The organism is Psychromonas aquimarina ATCC BAA-1526 (genome assembly GCF_000428725.1).
Classification (GTDB): domain Bacteria; phylum Pseudomonadota; class Gammaproteobacteria; order Enterobacterales; family Psychromonadaceae; genus Psychromonas; species Psychromonas aquimarina.
In genome coordinates this window covers 33,376-47,728 of record NZ_AUAM01000027.1, presented here as the reverse complement: position 1 = coordinate 47,728, position 14,353 = coordinate 33,376, and the positions used below count along the sequence as shown (strand labels likewise).

12 protein-coding genes are annotated in these 14,353 nt (G+C 42.6%); 7 read left to right on the top strand and 5 right to left on the bottom strand.

Annotated features, from left to right (window positions below; translation table 11 throughout):
* The first annotated feature begins 22 nt into the window (after positions 1-22).
* Together G337_RS0111575 and G337_RS0111570 are read left to right on the top strand one after the other, a co-directional pair.
* The gene (locus G337_RS0111575; RefSeq protein WP_028864025.1) at positions 23-1,354 is read left to right on the top strand and encodes a hypothetical protein; all 1,332 of its coding nucleotides are present in this window, start codon (positions 23-25) and stop codon (positions 1,352-1,354) included.
* Between the two features lie 146 nt (positions 1,355-1,500).
* Positions 1,501-2,628 (top strand): ABC transporter substrate-binding protein, encoded by a 1,128-nt coding sequence (locus G337_RS0111570; RefSeq protein ID WP_028864024.1) that lies wholly within the window; start codon positions 1,501-1,503, stop codon positions 2,626-2,628.
* A 97-nt stretch (positions 2,629-2,725) separates the two neighbouring features.
* Here the strand turns inward: G337_RS0111570 and G337_RS0111565 are convergent, their stop codons facing one another.
* Positions 2,726-4,318, bottom strand: coding sequence for an alkaline phosphatase (locus G337_RS0111565; RefSeq protein WP_028864023.1), 1,593 nt, complete (start codon positions 4,316-4,318; stop codon positions 2,726-2,728).
* Between the two features lie 783 nt (positions 4,319-5,101).
* Between G337_RS0111565 and G337_RS0111550 the strand changes: the two genes are divergently transcribed.
* The gene (locus G337_RS0111550; RefSeq protein ID WP_028864022.1) at positions 5,102-5,896 is read left to right on the top strand and encodes a substrate-binding periplasmic protein; all 795 of its coding nucleotides are present in this window, start codon (positions 5,102-5,104) and stop codon (positions 5,894-5,896) included.
* 80 nt (positions 5,897-5,976) lie between these two features.
* Here G337_RS0111550 and G337_RS0111545 read toward each other — a convergent pair whose 3' ends face one another.
* Positions 5,977-6,531, bottom strand: coding sequence for a zf-TFIIB domain-containing protein (locus G337_RS0111545; protein WP_028864021.1), 555 nt, complete (start codon positions 6,529-6,531; stop codon positions 5,977-5,979).
* 164 nt (positions 6,532-6,695) lie between these two features.
* Positions 6,696-7,571, bottom strand: coding sequence for a LysR family transcriptional regulator (locus G337_RS0111540; RefSeq protein ID WP_028864020.1), 876 nt, complete (start codon positions 7,569-7,571; stop codon positions 6,696-6,698).
* A 118-nt stretch (positions 7,572-7,689) separates the two neighbouring features.
* Between G337_RS0111540 and G337_RS0111535 the strand changes: the two genes are divergently transcribed.
* Both G337_RS0111535 and G337_RS0111530 read left to right on the top strand, forming a co-directional pair.
* Positions 7,690-9,072 (top strand): MATE family efflux transporter, encoded by a 1,383-nt coding sequence (locus G337_RS0111535; RefSeq protein ID WP_051303185.1) that lies wholly within the window; start codon positions 7,690-7,692, stop codon positions 9,070-9,072.
* A gap of 181 nt (positions 9,073-9,253) precedes the next feature.
* A complete protein-coding gene (locus tag G337_RS0111530) occupies positions 9,254-10,009 on the top strand; it encodes a type 2 periplasmic-binding domain-containing protein (RefSeq protein ID WP_028864018.1) in 756 nt (251 codons plus the stop codon).
* A 27-nt stretch (positions 10,010-10,036) separates the two neighbouring features.
* On the opposite strand, the gene G337_RS0111525 is transcribed toward G337_RS0111530, so the two are convergent.
* Positions 10,037-11,032: a D-alanine--D-alanine ligase gene (locus G337_RS0111525; protein ID WP_028864017.1), complete on the bottom strand. Its 996-nt coding sequence runs from the start codon at positions 11,030-11,032 to the stop codon at positions 10,037-10,039.
* Positions 11,033-11,292: 260 nt separating this feature from the next.
* On the opposite strand from G337_RS0111525, the gene selD reads away from it, so the two are divergent.
* Together selD and mnmH are read left to right on the top strand one after the other, a co-directional pair.
* Positions 11,293-12,360: a selenide, water dikinase SelD gene (gene selD / locus G337_RS0111520; protein ID WP_028864016.1), complete on the top strand. Its 1,068-nt coding sequence runs from the start codon at positions 11,293-11,295 to the stop codon at positions 12,358-12,360.
* Between the two features lie 2 nt (positions 12,361-12,362).
* Complete coding sequence (mnmH, locus tag G337_RS0111515) at positions 12,363-13,451, top strand: tRNA 2-selenouridine(34) synthase MnmH (protein WP_028864015.1); 1,089 nt, start codon at positions 12,363-12,365, stop codon at positions 13,449-13,451.
* Positions 13,452-13,507: 56 nt separating this feature from the next.
* Here the strand turns inward: mnmH and G337_RS0111510 are convergent, their stop codons facing one another.
* Complete coding sequence (locus tag G337_RS0111510) at positions 13,508-14,086, bottom strand: cytochrome b (RefSeq protein ID WP_245597659.1); 579 nt, start codon at positions 14,084-14,086, stop codon at positions 13,508-13,510.
* Positions 14,087-14,353: the final 267 nt, after the last annotated feature.

Here is a 14,353-nt window from a genome sequence, read left to right as displayed (position 1 = left end):
ACGGCGGGGGAGTAGTGTAAAAATGAATACGGTTTTTAAAGTTGTTGCTTTTATCTTTTTATTCCTGGTAGTCATTATCATTATTCCGGCTTTTATTCCCGATGAAGAATATACGGAGGGTGTAAAAAACTGGCTGCATCAAGCTAATAACCCGCCTGTCATTCCTGAGCAGTTAAACCGTTTTAATGCTGTTGTCGGGTTTAATGTGGAAGAGGGGAAAGATATGTTAGTGCAGGGCGCATCACTCGTCCATGAAGAAAACACACGTTTGCAGGGACCCCGCAGCTCTGATTATCAGCTGCCCGAACAAAATGACTACTGGACAAATCCTCCTCTCAAGATATCCACACAATTATCGGAAATGTCTTTTTCGGAATTATTTGAGCAGAGCCCGACGCTATGGTTATCAAAAAATGAATCCCGCTATAAGGGGCTGCTCAGCGCTAATCATATTTTACTGGAACGCTTCAGGAAATTAATCACCATTGAACAGTACAGTTACAGTTTGAAGCCCGATATTAACGGGCCGTTTATCCGCTATAGAGCATTAATTGCGGTAAAAAAACTTAATAACCTTTCCATTATTTATGAATATAGTTATGCAGATAAAAGCACGGCACTTAAGCGCCTGCACAGAAATATTACATTTTCTCGATTGATGATGGCGCAGTCGGCAAGCCTGCTTGATAAAATGATTGCTGTGGTATTTCTGGATACGGATCTGAAAACGTACTCTGCCCTGCTGGACTTAAAAACAGATAATGCGCCGTTTAACTCCATTGCTAATTTAAGTGATGCAGAAAGGACGCTGCAAAATGCCTATATAGGTGAGTTTTCAGCATTGTCGACTTCGTTAGATATTGAAAATTTATATTCTTCAGGCGAGCCTGGGATTCTTGAGCAGCTGCTTTATAAATTTTATTTAAAACGTAACAGGCTGGAGAATATGTCCTACGAGAATGTATGGCAGTACAATCTAAAACAAGAGGGGATGAGTTTTGCTGAGCGTAAACAGATGAATAAAAAACGCAGCGAAGCACAAAGATCGTGGTGGGAATATTTTCAGGATCCCCTTGGCTCTATCCTTGTGGATATTGCTATGCCGTTGAACTCTAAACCTTTATCTAGAAGCGACCATATCGATGCAAAAATCTCTCTGGTAAATATTAAAAATGATATTTACTCAAAGGCGCTTAGTACTGCAGAGATTGAAAGTTACATTGAGGATCTTAAAGTGGATATTAATCCGGCTTATACAGGAGCAAGTCTTAGCTGGGATGCAGAAAATAGAGTGCTGTCTTTTTCTATTCCTGGTTATAGTGATGATGAGACTCCAAGCGTAACGCTCAATTAGAACACGAGATCTGCAAAATGAGCAGTGAGACTCAGCTGCATCAGTCATAGAGGTATATACCCAAGCCGCTTGAATCTGCATCTTCAAGTGATTTGGGTATACATTCCTACGCAGGGAAACGCGTTAAGTACAAAAGGAGGAAGGTGATGAAAAATAAACATTATTTCCTGATTTTATGTTGTTTTTTATTGCCGTCTGTCATTTCATCTGGCGCATCTATGAAAGTTACTTTTATTAACCCCGGCGTTTCTGTCGAAAATAATCAGACAGGCAGTTTTTGGTATAATGTCAGTGCTTTTATGAAGGCGGCCGCAAATGATCTGGATATTGATCTTGAAGTGCTCTATGCGGAAAGAAATCATCTTAATCTTGACAGGCTGATGGAAAAAGTTAAGAGCAGAGAGCAAAAGCCTGACTACTTAATCATAGTTAATGAGAAAAATCGCGGTACAGCTCAATTAGAAATCGCAATGGCGGCAGGTATCAAAACATTTATGATGTTGAACGCTCTCACAAAGAGCGAAGAGATTGAAAAAATGGGAGTTCCCAGAGGGAAGCATGCAAACTGGATTGGCTCACTTGTGCCTGATAATTATTATGCTGGTTATCAAGTAGCTAAAACACTTATTGACAAAGCTCTGCAGTCAGACAAAACAGCCAGTGATGGAAAACTGCATATTCTTGGTTATGCCGGTGATTTTGTAACACCGGCTGCAGTACTACGCAATAAAGGATTAAAAGCAGCAGTCTCTGAATACCCTAATGTAGAATTAAAACAACTTCTTGTTGCGCACTGGTCAAAAGAAAAAGCCTACCACAAAACAATCGCGATTTTTGCCCGATACCCTGAATTGAGTGTTATCTGGGCTGCCAATGATCCTATTGCTTTAGGTTCGTTGAATGCATTAGTGAAATTAGGAAAATCGCCTGGAAAAGAGGTATTTGTCGGAGGGGTGAATTGGGACCCTGAAGCATTGCAGGCGATCAAGGAGAATAAACTCAGCATAAGTATGGGGGGGCACTTTATGACCGGCGGCTGGGTCCTGGTACTGCTTTATGATTATCATAACGGCAAGGATTTTGTTGAAGAGGGCGCTGTCCTCGACATGAAGATTTTTGATCCGCTCGATTCTAAAAATATTGATCAATATCTGCAGAAGTTTGCTTCGCAGCAGTGGGATAAAATTGATTTCAGAAAATTCAGCAAGGTACTTAATCCGAATATAATAAAGTACAACTTTTCGGCATCTGCCTTGCTGGAACAAGCACAATGAGTAATGGACTCTGTTTTTAATTCACTGCCGTGCAGAGCGCTGTCTATTGAAGACTTGTGAGCAAGAAACAGCGCAGAGAGTGGGAATAACGAGGTAACTACTCTTTAGTTTTTACAGCCTTAATAAGTAACTTACCGATATCGGTATGGTGGGACAGGCTTGAAAAAGCCGATGTGATATTTTCTGATCCATAAGCGATGACCGCTACCGGTGTATCGGTATGGGTGCCGGTTGACCAGACAATATTCTGCTGTTCACTGAGTGCCCGGCCGATTAAATCTTTGCGGATTTCTTCGCCGTAAACGTAAAAGGCTTTAAAATCATTAACTTTAGGAAAAGTTTTGGCTTTAAGGTAAGAATGTTCAGGATCATGATAGTGGTTTTCTTCATTAGCTAAAATATCTGCAGCTTGTGTCCTGCTAATTTTAAACTCGCTATTAGCATTAACCAGTGCCTGTAATGACTGCGGGGATTTATCTGTTTCAGCAAATGCCGCCATAATATCGGCAAAGCTTTTCTTCTGTGCATAGAGCTTATCTAGAACATCAATAGAGCCGAAGTTAAAATTTGGTTTGTAGTCTTGATTTTTAAAAGCGGTGCCGCTGCGTTTTTCAGCCTTCGGCGTATTTGCACGTGAATAACTAAAACCAAAACCGCCGGTTTCATGGTCGGCTGTGACCACTAATAAAGTGTCGTTACGCTCTTTTATCCAGTCATAAACATACTGCACTGTTTCATCAAATTTAAGCATTTCATGGAGCATGGTACCCGCATCATTATCATGTCCGGCCCAGTCAATTTGACCGCCTTCAACCATTAAAAAGAAACCCTTGGGATTTTCTGCCAGTACATCAAGTGCTTTAGCCGTCATCTCTTTTAAGCTCGGCATAGTACGCGAAGCTGAATGTTTAGTACTGCTGTAAGTTATACCGTCCTGCATGCCGGAATAGGCAAATAAACCGAGTAGTTTTGTGCTTTCGGATGCGGCTAATGTCTGACGGGTATGAACAACTGAATAACCTGCGCTCTGTGCTTCTGTCAGCAGATTTTTTTCATCTTTACGTTTTGATTTGATTTTTATCCTGCCGCCGGTCTGCTCAAGCAGCTGCTGGTAGAGTTCCCCCTTAGCATTGACTGATTTGGGGATCCAGTAACGCAGTCCGCCGGATAACATAACATCAACACGGTTGGCCAGCATATCTTCGGCAATTTTACCTTCGAGTGAACGATGCGGCTGGTGCGAGGCAAAAGCAGCCGGCGTTGCATGTGTCAGACGTGTATCGGAAACCAGGCCGGTAGATTTACCCTGTTTTTTGGCTGTCTCTAAAACGCTTTCCACGTGATTACCGTCAATATCAATGCCGACTGCCTCTGACGGTGCATCTACGCCAGAAGCTAAGTGTGAAGCAGAGCAGGCAGAGTCCACGACTAGTGCATCAGCAGGGCTGTGCAGCGACATGCCTAATACGCCGTTATCAATCAGTGTTTTAATTGCGGTATCCCGGCCGTTATAGATTGAGTGTGGTGCTTTACGTGCATACTCTTCCAGCAGACCGATCTGCCCCGGCCCCATGCCGTCACCGATCATTAAGATTACATTTTTAACTGGGGATTGAGCAAAGGCAAGGGAACTGGCCAGGCATAAAATGATCGCAACCGCCGTTTTGGGGACTGCTTTAATATTTCTCATAAATATTCCTTATTGATTAATAGTGTTCACAATCATGATGTTAATGCAGGAATATGACTGATTTATGACAAAATTTGTATGTTGCCCATTCTTGGTGAGTGATTTAAATTTCGTGTTTATTATAGCTTTATACCGAACTGGTGCAGTCTAATCAGGCAGAGATAATTATTTCTATCAAAACAGATGTGAAGCTGCTTATGTGTAGACGGTAATGTTAGGTAATTAATTTAAGTAATTGAACAATTTGTGATGAGAGGTGTATTTCACACCCGCTTAACTTGTAATAATTGCTGTTAATCAGTCCGTTAATTGAAGATATCTTCTACTTTAAGCGGATAAGTTATTTAAGCTGTAATTATTCATTATTCTTTCTGCGTACAGAAAACAGGAGTTTATTATGGATTATGTTTCTATTAGCATACTTAGTATTACTGGTGTTATTTTTGCTTATATGATGTACTTTTTTATTGATGTGATTATTAAATCGCATCATGAATAATAAAGATGATCTTAGTAAGGTAACAAACACCCAGTTTATGTTTTATAAACTGGGTGTTTTTCTATACGCGGTTTAAGATTCAATATGCGCAGCTGTTTTCTTGTGGTTAAGTTTGATTTTGACTGCAGAGCACAGCTGCGTCCATATGGCAGAAAAGGAACAATAGTTGGTGTTATTTAACAGCTGTAGTACAAATACCTCTATCGGTGCAGTTTTAATGCTTGATCATATTCATTTATTGGCCAATTCTTAATTTTATGAAGTATCAATTAAGGGCCGGCACAATGTTGTTACGAACAGCTGTTTTGTATTTATGTTGTGTGTTTTTTCATGTCGAAGCCGTGCAGCTGACTATCGCCTATGAAAATAAAGCGCAGCCTCCTTATTATATGGGAAATAACGATTCTGTTCCTAAGCTTGAACCCGGCATCACCGTGGAAATGATACAGATGCTTGAGCAATTAATTCCCGGATTAGAAATTAAACTGCTTCGCCGCCCTTGGCCCCGCTGTTTAAAGGAGCTTGGTGCGAACTCCGTAGACGGTATTTTTAATGCGAGTTATAAAGCTGAACGTTTACAAGCGGGCTGGTATCCTACCAGCGACGGCACTCATAGCGGCCCGTTAGATACATCTCGTCGAACAATTACCATTGCTTACTCACTGTATACTTTAAAAGATTCGTCACTAAGCTGGGACGGGCAGAATTTTACAAATTTAAAAAATTCGAAGATTGCAGCCCCTTTAGGTTATTCAATTGTCGGGGATTTAGAGAATAAAGGGATCGCTGTAAAAAAATCATTGAGCACTAGAATGACTTTTGAAATGCTGGTGCGCAGACGGGTCGCAGGGATAGTTGTACAGGAGGTGACGGGGGATGCGATATTACAAGCATACCCTGAGGACTATCAGCAGGTAGTAAAGGTAACTCCTGTTGTCGCGGTTAAACCCTATTATTTAATGTTATCGCATGGCTTTGTGCATAAGCATCCGCAGCTGGCACAGCAGATATGGGATACTCTGCGTGTAATAAGAGAAACTCAGTTTTATGAGATTGCCTTAAAATATCTGCCCCGGTAATCAGGATTGTTTTAATATTGTAACGGAGCTTTCACTAGTTCCCACACAGAGTATGGGAACGGGTATAGTTTTACTGCTGATTATTTTTCTGCAGAGTAGGGGTCTTCAGCTAGAATATAGGCTCTTAGATCTGCTTTTTGTTCCTGTTTGTCCAGCCATTGACGAAACTCTTTAATTTTTGTGTAGTTTTCTGCTCCGAATTTTTCCAGATAAATATCGGCAAAATTATCCTTGGCACTCTGCTCTCTGATTTTATTCTGCCAGTGCTGAGAAATAACCGAGTTCAGGGAGCCTGCCAGCCCCTCTTTTTTCAGCAGCTCCCATTCTCCTGCATCAAGCCATAGACCGCCGGCATTGGCACTGTAGTCAATGCGGTGTTCAGTAGCGGATGAAATTTTGAATTTGCGCATTATTGTTCCCGTCGACGGGCATAATAACGCTTTTTTACTGTCAGTGCCGTCCTCTTGAAAAGAGCATTGTTCAGAAAACTGATATTCAGGATTTCTTTCTTTCCAGGAAACGTAATCTTCAATTAAAATCCAGTTGCCCTTACATGATGTGCAGGTATGAGCACGAAACTGACCTTCGATAAAACTTGGCTCTAGGGAGCCGACATTACAACTTGTACAATCCATTATATTTTCTCACTTTACAGCTGGCTTCTTAAATTTGCCGTCAAGCTTACATCACTGAATTGTTCTTGCAAGGTAAAGAAATAAAAACTGCAGATCTGCAAAGATTAATCATTTATCTGTACAAGTTGATGATTTTAAAAGACTCTATGGTTAGCGGCTGTTGATTAATTGAATATATCTTCTATTTCCGACAGCATCCAGTTCATTACCGGCCCAAATCCCTGATCTAAACGTTTTACCACTCCCATTTCTACCAGTAATGAATCAGTAATATTTTTAGTCGACAGCTTGGTTAACTGCTCGCTGTACCACTGCTCATTGGCTATGTGCTCGGGTACCAGTGCCCAGCCGAGACCGCGGATCACCAGGGCAGTTATGTAGTAGTAACTGTCGATATGCCAGTGGTTAGAAGAGATCGCTTTTGCCTGTGTGACGCCGGTGCGGTCGCAGATCACTAGTTGACGATAGTGGTTGAGCTGTTCAGGTGTCGGTTCATTAACTGCTGCTAAAGCATGGGCGGGTGAGACGATCAGTGAATGGCTGAACTGACCAATCGGCATAAACTCTAGAGTATCAGGCAGGGTTTTTAAGTGAAATAAAATGCCTAAATCAGCCTTTTTCTGATCTACCCACAGTGGTATATCTTCCTGAGAGCCGTTGATAATGGTCATTTTTAACAGAGGAAAGTTTACAGCAGTCTGTTGAAAAAACTCTTCAAAGGCCGCGATCGGCACCGCCTCATCCATAGCGACAGTAAAAGAAATTTCCTCACCGCTTGATACAGTTAATGCACGTGACTGCAGACGCCGGCATTGTCCTAAAACTGCTTGTGCCTCAATAAACATATCTTCACCGGCCGCTGTTAACTGCGGCAGCTTTGCACTGCGGTCAAATAAAACAAAACCCAGATCTGCTTCTAAATTTGCAACCGCGGTGCTGACACGTGACTGGGCTTTACCCAGCTGTCGTGCTGCCGCTGAAAAAGAGCCTTGTTTTACTGAAGTTACAAACGCCTCTAACTGATCCAGTGTCCAGTTCATATTTTCTCCTAAGCTGCGTCACTTTGTTTATCTATCTGAATATCGGATGGATACTAACTTTTATCAATCTGGTTTTAAAGGATAATAGCATCACTCTAATTTATAGAAAGGGTTGAATGTGGAAATCATCGCAGCACAAAACAACAAAACACTCACTACATCCGATAAGGCAATTACGCGCTTATTCTGGCGCTATGCGGTCCCGTCGGTTGCCGCTATGCTGGTTAACGGCCTTTATCAGATTATTGACGGTATTTTTGTCGGTCATTATGTTGGTTATCAAGGCCTGGCTGCTATTAACATGGCCTGGCCGATTGTATTTGTAGTCAGCGGCTTAGGTTTGATGGTTGGAATGGGCGGCGGTACTTTAATTTCAATTAAACGCGGTCAGGGGGATAATAACAGCGGCTCTCAGGCGTTGACGGCGGCATTTATACTGATGTTTCTGCTTGGTATTATTTCTTATACTGTATTGTCACTTTTCGGCGCTAGTTTACTGCAGGTGCAGGGAGCCGTGGATATCACTTTCGAACTTGGATTACAGTATGTAACCGTTCTTGCCCAGTATTCGCTGATCACTATCGGCGCTTCCTCTTTACCTATGCTTATCCGCAATGACCAGAGTCCGAATATTGCCACGGGCTTACTGGTATCTGGTGCCGTCATTAATATCGTTTTAGATTACCTGTTTATCGGAGTGCTGGACTGGCAGCTGCAGGGAGCCGCTGCAGCCACAGTCGCTGCACAGCTGATTGTGTGCATCGGTGCTTTAATATATTTCTGTTCATCACGTTCTGCATTAAGAGTTAGACGCGGCGGGTTAAAATTCAACCCTAAGCTAATATGGCGGATCATTACTCTGGGCGCTTCATGTTTAGTTATGTATTTATATACCAGTTTTATTGTTGCTCTGCATAACCGTCTGTTTATGCACTATGGTACGCCCTTAACCGTTGGGGCTTTTGCTATTGTAGGATATTTAATGACCCTCTATTACCTGCTGGCGGAAGGTTTAGCCGAAGGTATGCAGCCCCCGGTTAGTTATTATCACGGTGCTGAGCAGTATCAAAATATAAAGAGAATAGTGCTGCTGGCCGTTAAGGTTGTGGTGGCATCCGGATTAGTCTGGCTGTTAGTGCTTAACCTTTTCCCTGATGTTTTAATCAGCTTGTTTAATAAAAGCAATGCAGCTTTAACAAACGAGACAATCACAGGGATCCGCCTGCATCTGTTTGCTATGTGCCTTGATGGTTTTATTGTTTTAGCGTCCGTATATTTTATGGCGGTCGGCAAAGGGGTAAAAGCGCTGACTATATCCGTTAGTAATATGCTGATTCAGCTGCCTTTTCTCTATTTCTTACCGCAATGGTTAGGTGTCAGCGGAGTGTGGCTGGCATTACCTTTATCAAATATTGCTCTGTTTATCATTGTTGCACCGCTTGTATGGCAGGATGTACATAAACGCAGGCGTCCGATGGAGGCCGCTGCCGGCTGTTCTTAACGCGGTTTCTAGACTCTGTGATTGATAACATTATATTGATTTGTTACTGCTAAATATTAAATATGCGACTGCTGCACAATGCTAATGATGTCTTGCATGGTAAATTAACAACTTGTTTACATTCCTGCGGGCACGCAGAAACAGTTCATAGTAGAATAAGCGCAGAGATTACAGATAGAAAATGGCTTCTAAAAGATTAAAGCAAACATTACCCGGTATTGTGCTGCTGATACACAGCCTGCCGATCGCGGCTTCGGCTGCACCGCAGACAGTAATAACCTGGACAAGTGAAATCTGGCCGAAAGTGAGTCAGGAGAATAAACGCGGGGCCTATTTTGATTTATTAAAAGCTGTTTACCCTGAGCCGCAGTTTGAACTGGTGCATAGATTTCTACCCTATAAGCGCGGAATTAATTTTGTTCGACAAGGGCGCATGGATCTGTTTTCCCTGTGCAGTCCGGTCAGCGGCTTTATAAAACCGAAATATGCCTGGGCGCAGGAGAGTATAGGAGTGCTTTTTGATCCGCAGGTTATCAATAACTGGCAGGGAGTTACATCGCTTGATAAGCACACCGTTACTGTGAATAAAGAGATAAGCATATTACCCTTTGTGCAGAGTATTAATGCAAAACTTATCAAGACCGACAGCCGCGCAAGATCACTTACGCTGCTGCAGAAAAACAGGGCGGACTTTTTTCTCGGTTTTAAGATTAATATTGAGTTTGAGCTAAACAAAAGCAGCAGGATCAAAATGCAGCAGTACAAGTTTCAGCCGCTGCAGGTTATCAGCTGTTATCCTGGTTTTTCATCTTCCGCGAAGGGCTTAAGATTAAGCCGCTTATGGGATGAGGGAATCGAAAGACTGCATAACTCCGGTGAACTTAAAAAAATATATCAGAAATGGCAGCTGGAGTATCCGGGGGGTGATGCGCAGTAAACTTTACTGCGCGGCTGTTAAAGCAGATTAAACCAGCTGCCCTTTGATACTGCTGTATAGAAACTCGGAGAAGTTATCGCCATGATGCTGGAGCATTTTAGGGAACATAGAAATCGGAGTTAAGCCCGGAAATGTATTAATTTCATTGAGCAGTATTTCATTGTCCGGCGTTAAGAAGAAATCGATACGCGACAGGTGGCTTAATTTCATGCCTTTAAATACTTTTACCGCATAGGCCTGGATCTGCTGACAGATCTCTAAGCTGATTTCGGCTTCAATTTTTGTTTCAGCCTGACTGTTTGATGCGTATTTTTCATCGAAGGTATAAAAGGTATTATCCGCGCAGATGATTTCTCCGGGTTTAGTCGCGATAATCTCACCGTTTAACTCATATACAGCAACTTCGAGTTCACGGGCATTAATGGTTTTTTCTACCACGACATAAGGCGAGTAAGTAAAAGCTTCCTGCAGTGAACTGCTCAGCTGCTCCAGAGAGTCAACACGATAGCAGCCCACTGAAGAACCCTGCGAGGCCGCTTTAATAAATACCGAACCCCACTCCTTTAATGCCGACTCTGCCTGTGCAAGCGCCTGCTCATTATAATCATTAAGAAAAAGGTAAGGTGTGTTGGGAATATCCAGTGCGCTGAACCACATCTTGGCGGTAACTTTGTTGAAACAGTTACGGCTTGCTTCGGAATTACAACCGAAATAGGGCAGATTAATCAGCTCTAAATAGGATTGAATATCTCCAGTCTCACCTGGATAACCATGAATACAGGGAATAACGTAATCAACAGGCCACGGCTCTTTATCTGCAAAACGGATCTGTCTGCTGTTAGTGAGTTCGCATTCATCTCCCTCCTGGGTGCGGTATTGTCCATTACTGTCCAGTTCAACGCGTAATACATTAATATCAGCAAGCTTAGCAAGAGACGTTTCAAAAAAATTTGCTGACAGCAGTGATATAGCATGTTCATCACCGCCGCCGCCGCATAATAAAAGTAGATTTATCTGGCTCATTGTTACCTGATCTCCGACATATATAAATAATTTTCCGTTACTATGGCGCAATCGATATTTATTGCAATCTGTTTTGATTTCAAAGGTGAATTTACATCTGTTTAGCCCTGTATAAGACTATTTTTTGTACCGTTAAGTTAGATAATCTACAGGCAGAGACAAGGCTGCGGCTGTTTTTCAGCATAAATAGTGCATTGAACTTTGTAACAGCCCCGCAGTTGAGTACAATCAGGTCTCAATAATTCGATAAAGGTACAAAAATGCCAACAGATCATGAATCAAGTGATATACGTTTAACTCAGTACAGCCACGGTGCTGGATGCGGCTGTAAAATTTCTCCAAAAGTATTAGATGCAATGCTGCAGTCTGCACTTCCTAAGTTTCAAGATCCGAATCTGCTGGTGGGTAATGAAAATAAGGATGATGCGGCCGTTTATGATCTGGGTAACGGTACCTCTGTTATCAGTACCACTGATTTTTTTATGCCTATCGTTGATGATGCCTTTGATTTCGGTCGTATAGCCGCAACTAATGCAATCAGCGATATTTATGCCATGGGCGGTAAACCTATTATGGCAATCGCGATTCTCGGCTGGCCGGTTAATAAGCTTGACGCTTCCATTGCCGCTAAAGTGATTGACGGCGGTCGCGCCGTCTGCAGTGAAGCGGGCATATCTCTGGCCGGCGGACACAGTATTGATGCGCCTGAGCCGATTTTTGGCCTGGCTGTCACCGGCATAGTACCGACCAGTAAAGTGAAGCAGAATAGTCAGGCTAAAGAGGGAGATTTACTGTTTTTATCTAAACCTCTGGGCATCGGCATTTTAACAACGGCAGAGAAAAAAGGCCTGTTAAAAGCGCAGCACAAAAACCTGGCGCGCGATACTATGTGCCTGCTGAATAAAGTCGGCGCTGAATTTGCCGGATTAGATGAGCAGGGGGACGGTGTCAGTGCCATGACCGATGTTACCGGCTTTGGTTTATTGGGCCACCTTTCGGAGATTTGTGAAGGCAGCGGTTTGTGTGCTTCAATCGACTTTTCCGCTGTACCGATCTTAGAAGCTGTGAGCGATTATGTGGAGCAGGGCTGCGTGCCCGGCGGTTCGCACCGCAACTTTGACAGTTACGGACATAAAGTGAGCCCGCTTAGTGATATGCAGAAAACTATATTATGTGATCCGCAGACATCGGGCGGCCTGCTTATTTCGGTGGCGCCGGATAAGGCGGCACAGCTGATGGAAACGGCTGAGCGGCATTCGGTAAGCCTGCATCAGATTGGTACTATGCATCCGGCCGCACCTCAGCAGCCGATTATTTCAGTGGTCTAACAATGAATCAGACAGATCAACAGTTATTTCGTTCGTTATTATTATCTGATACGCCGTTTATTGACCTGCGCGCTCCGGTTGAGTTTCTTCAGGGCGCTTTTCCCGGCAGTGTTAATTTACCGCTAATGACGGATCGTGAACGCCAGCTGGTGGGGACTTGTTATAAAAACAGCGGCCAGGAGGCGGCGATTGTGCTCGGTCATCAGCTGGTTGAGCATGATATACAAAATAGAATCAATGCCTGGGCTGAATTTAAACAGACCAACCCCGGCGCCTGGCTTTATTGTTTCAGAGGCGGCTTAAGATCGCGCTTATCTACTCAGTTTCTTAAAGACAAGGGTACTGATATTAATATTGTACCGGGCGGTTACAAAGCACTGCGTCGTTATCTTATTGAAGTAATTGAACAGGCCTGCGAGCAGCCGCTGATAATTGTCGGCGGTAATACCGGATGCGGTAAAACTCTGCTTATTCAAGAGCTGGATAACGGGCTGGATATTGAAGGCCGGGCTAATCACCGTGGTTCAAGTTTTGGTAAACAGGTGACCCCGCAGCCGAAACAGATAAGTTATGAGAATCAGCTTGCGGTTGATATTCTAAGAATATTTGAGCACAGCAGCTCACTGGTTATCGAAGATGAATCTCAGTCAATCGGTACAGTTCATGTACCGCTGCCGCTGTTCAGCAGTATGAAAACTTCACCTATGGTGGTGGTTGATGATCCCTTTGAGGTTCGTCTGGAGAGGCTGCGTTTTGAATACTGCACTTCTATGACTGAGAAGTTTATCCGTGCTCTAGGTGAAGAGGCGGGCTGGCAGGCCTATGATGAATACCTGCATCGCGGTATTTATGGTATCCGCAAGCGTTTAGGATTAGAGAAATTCAACACTCTTAATGTCGTTCTGGAAGAGGCATTAAAACAGCAGAAAACAACCGGCAGTACACAGGGACACCTTAACTGGATAACCCAGGTTCTTAATGATTATTACGATCCTATGTATCGCTTCCAGCTTGATAAAAAGGCCGAGAGAATACAGTTTAAGGGAACCTACCAGGAGGTTAAAGACTGGCTGACAGCTAAGCGCAGATAAAAAGCAAAAATCGGCGCGCCTTTAAATTCATGTGCGCCGATTTTAAATATATAAAGTTATTGTTTTGATTGAATGTAAGCGATTGACGGACCAACCATTCGGTGCATAGTATTATTCTTCTTTATGAAGTGATGATGCAGAGCCGCACCTGCATGCATCAAAACAACGAGTGAAAGAAATGCACAGCCGAATCTATGCACCATAAAGAAGAACTCATTAACAGCAGGGTTAGTGATTATATTATCGACTGGAAACAGCCAGAAGAAAGAATATTCATGTTTTACCATTAAGAATCCGCTGATTAATACAATGAACATCAGAAAATACAGTAGCGAGTGAACCAGCTTAGCGATTTTATGCTGAGTAGTATTGCTCAGCTCTGAACTCTCTATCGGTTGACGAAAAAATTTCCATATATAACGAAGAATAAAAAGTCCGCTGGCTGCTGTTGCCAGCGACATATTAACTATCGATAAAAAATGGAATACTGCAGGGTGGGAATCTATGACTAAATGCATAGCGTAACCTGCAAATGACGCATATATTATTACTATTGCCATAATCCAGTGAAGTGTTCGAGATAAAAGGTCGTAATGAGTATTCATGGTATTTTGCTTATCCTTTTTTGAACTCACAAATGCGCCTATCCAATAGGTGGTGTTGTTGTGATGTTTTTGTGCTGTCAAAGGCGATTTATACACTAGATATTTTGCTTTAGTCAATGTTGTTTTTGATGTTAACCCTTATTTTATAAGTGATTGATGATGTTTTTTTGAAAGTATGAAATAGCTGTAAGGAATTTTTTAACAGCAGAACTTATTGTATGTCAACATAAGGTCAATGCTGTTTTATTATCTGTATTTAAAACAGGTTTTGAGCCGCTAATACCAAACTGATTAAGT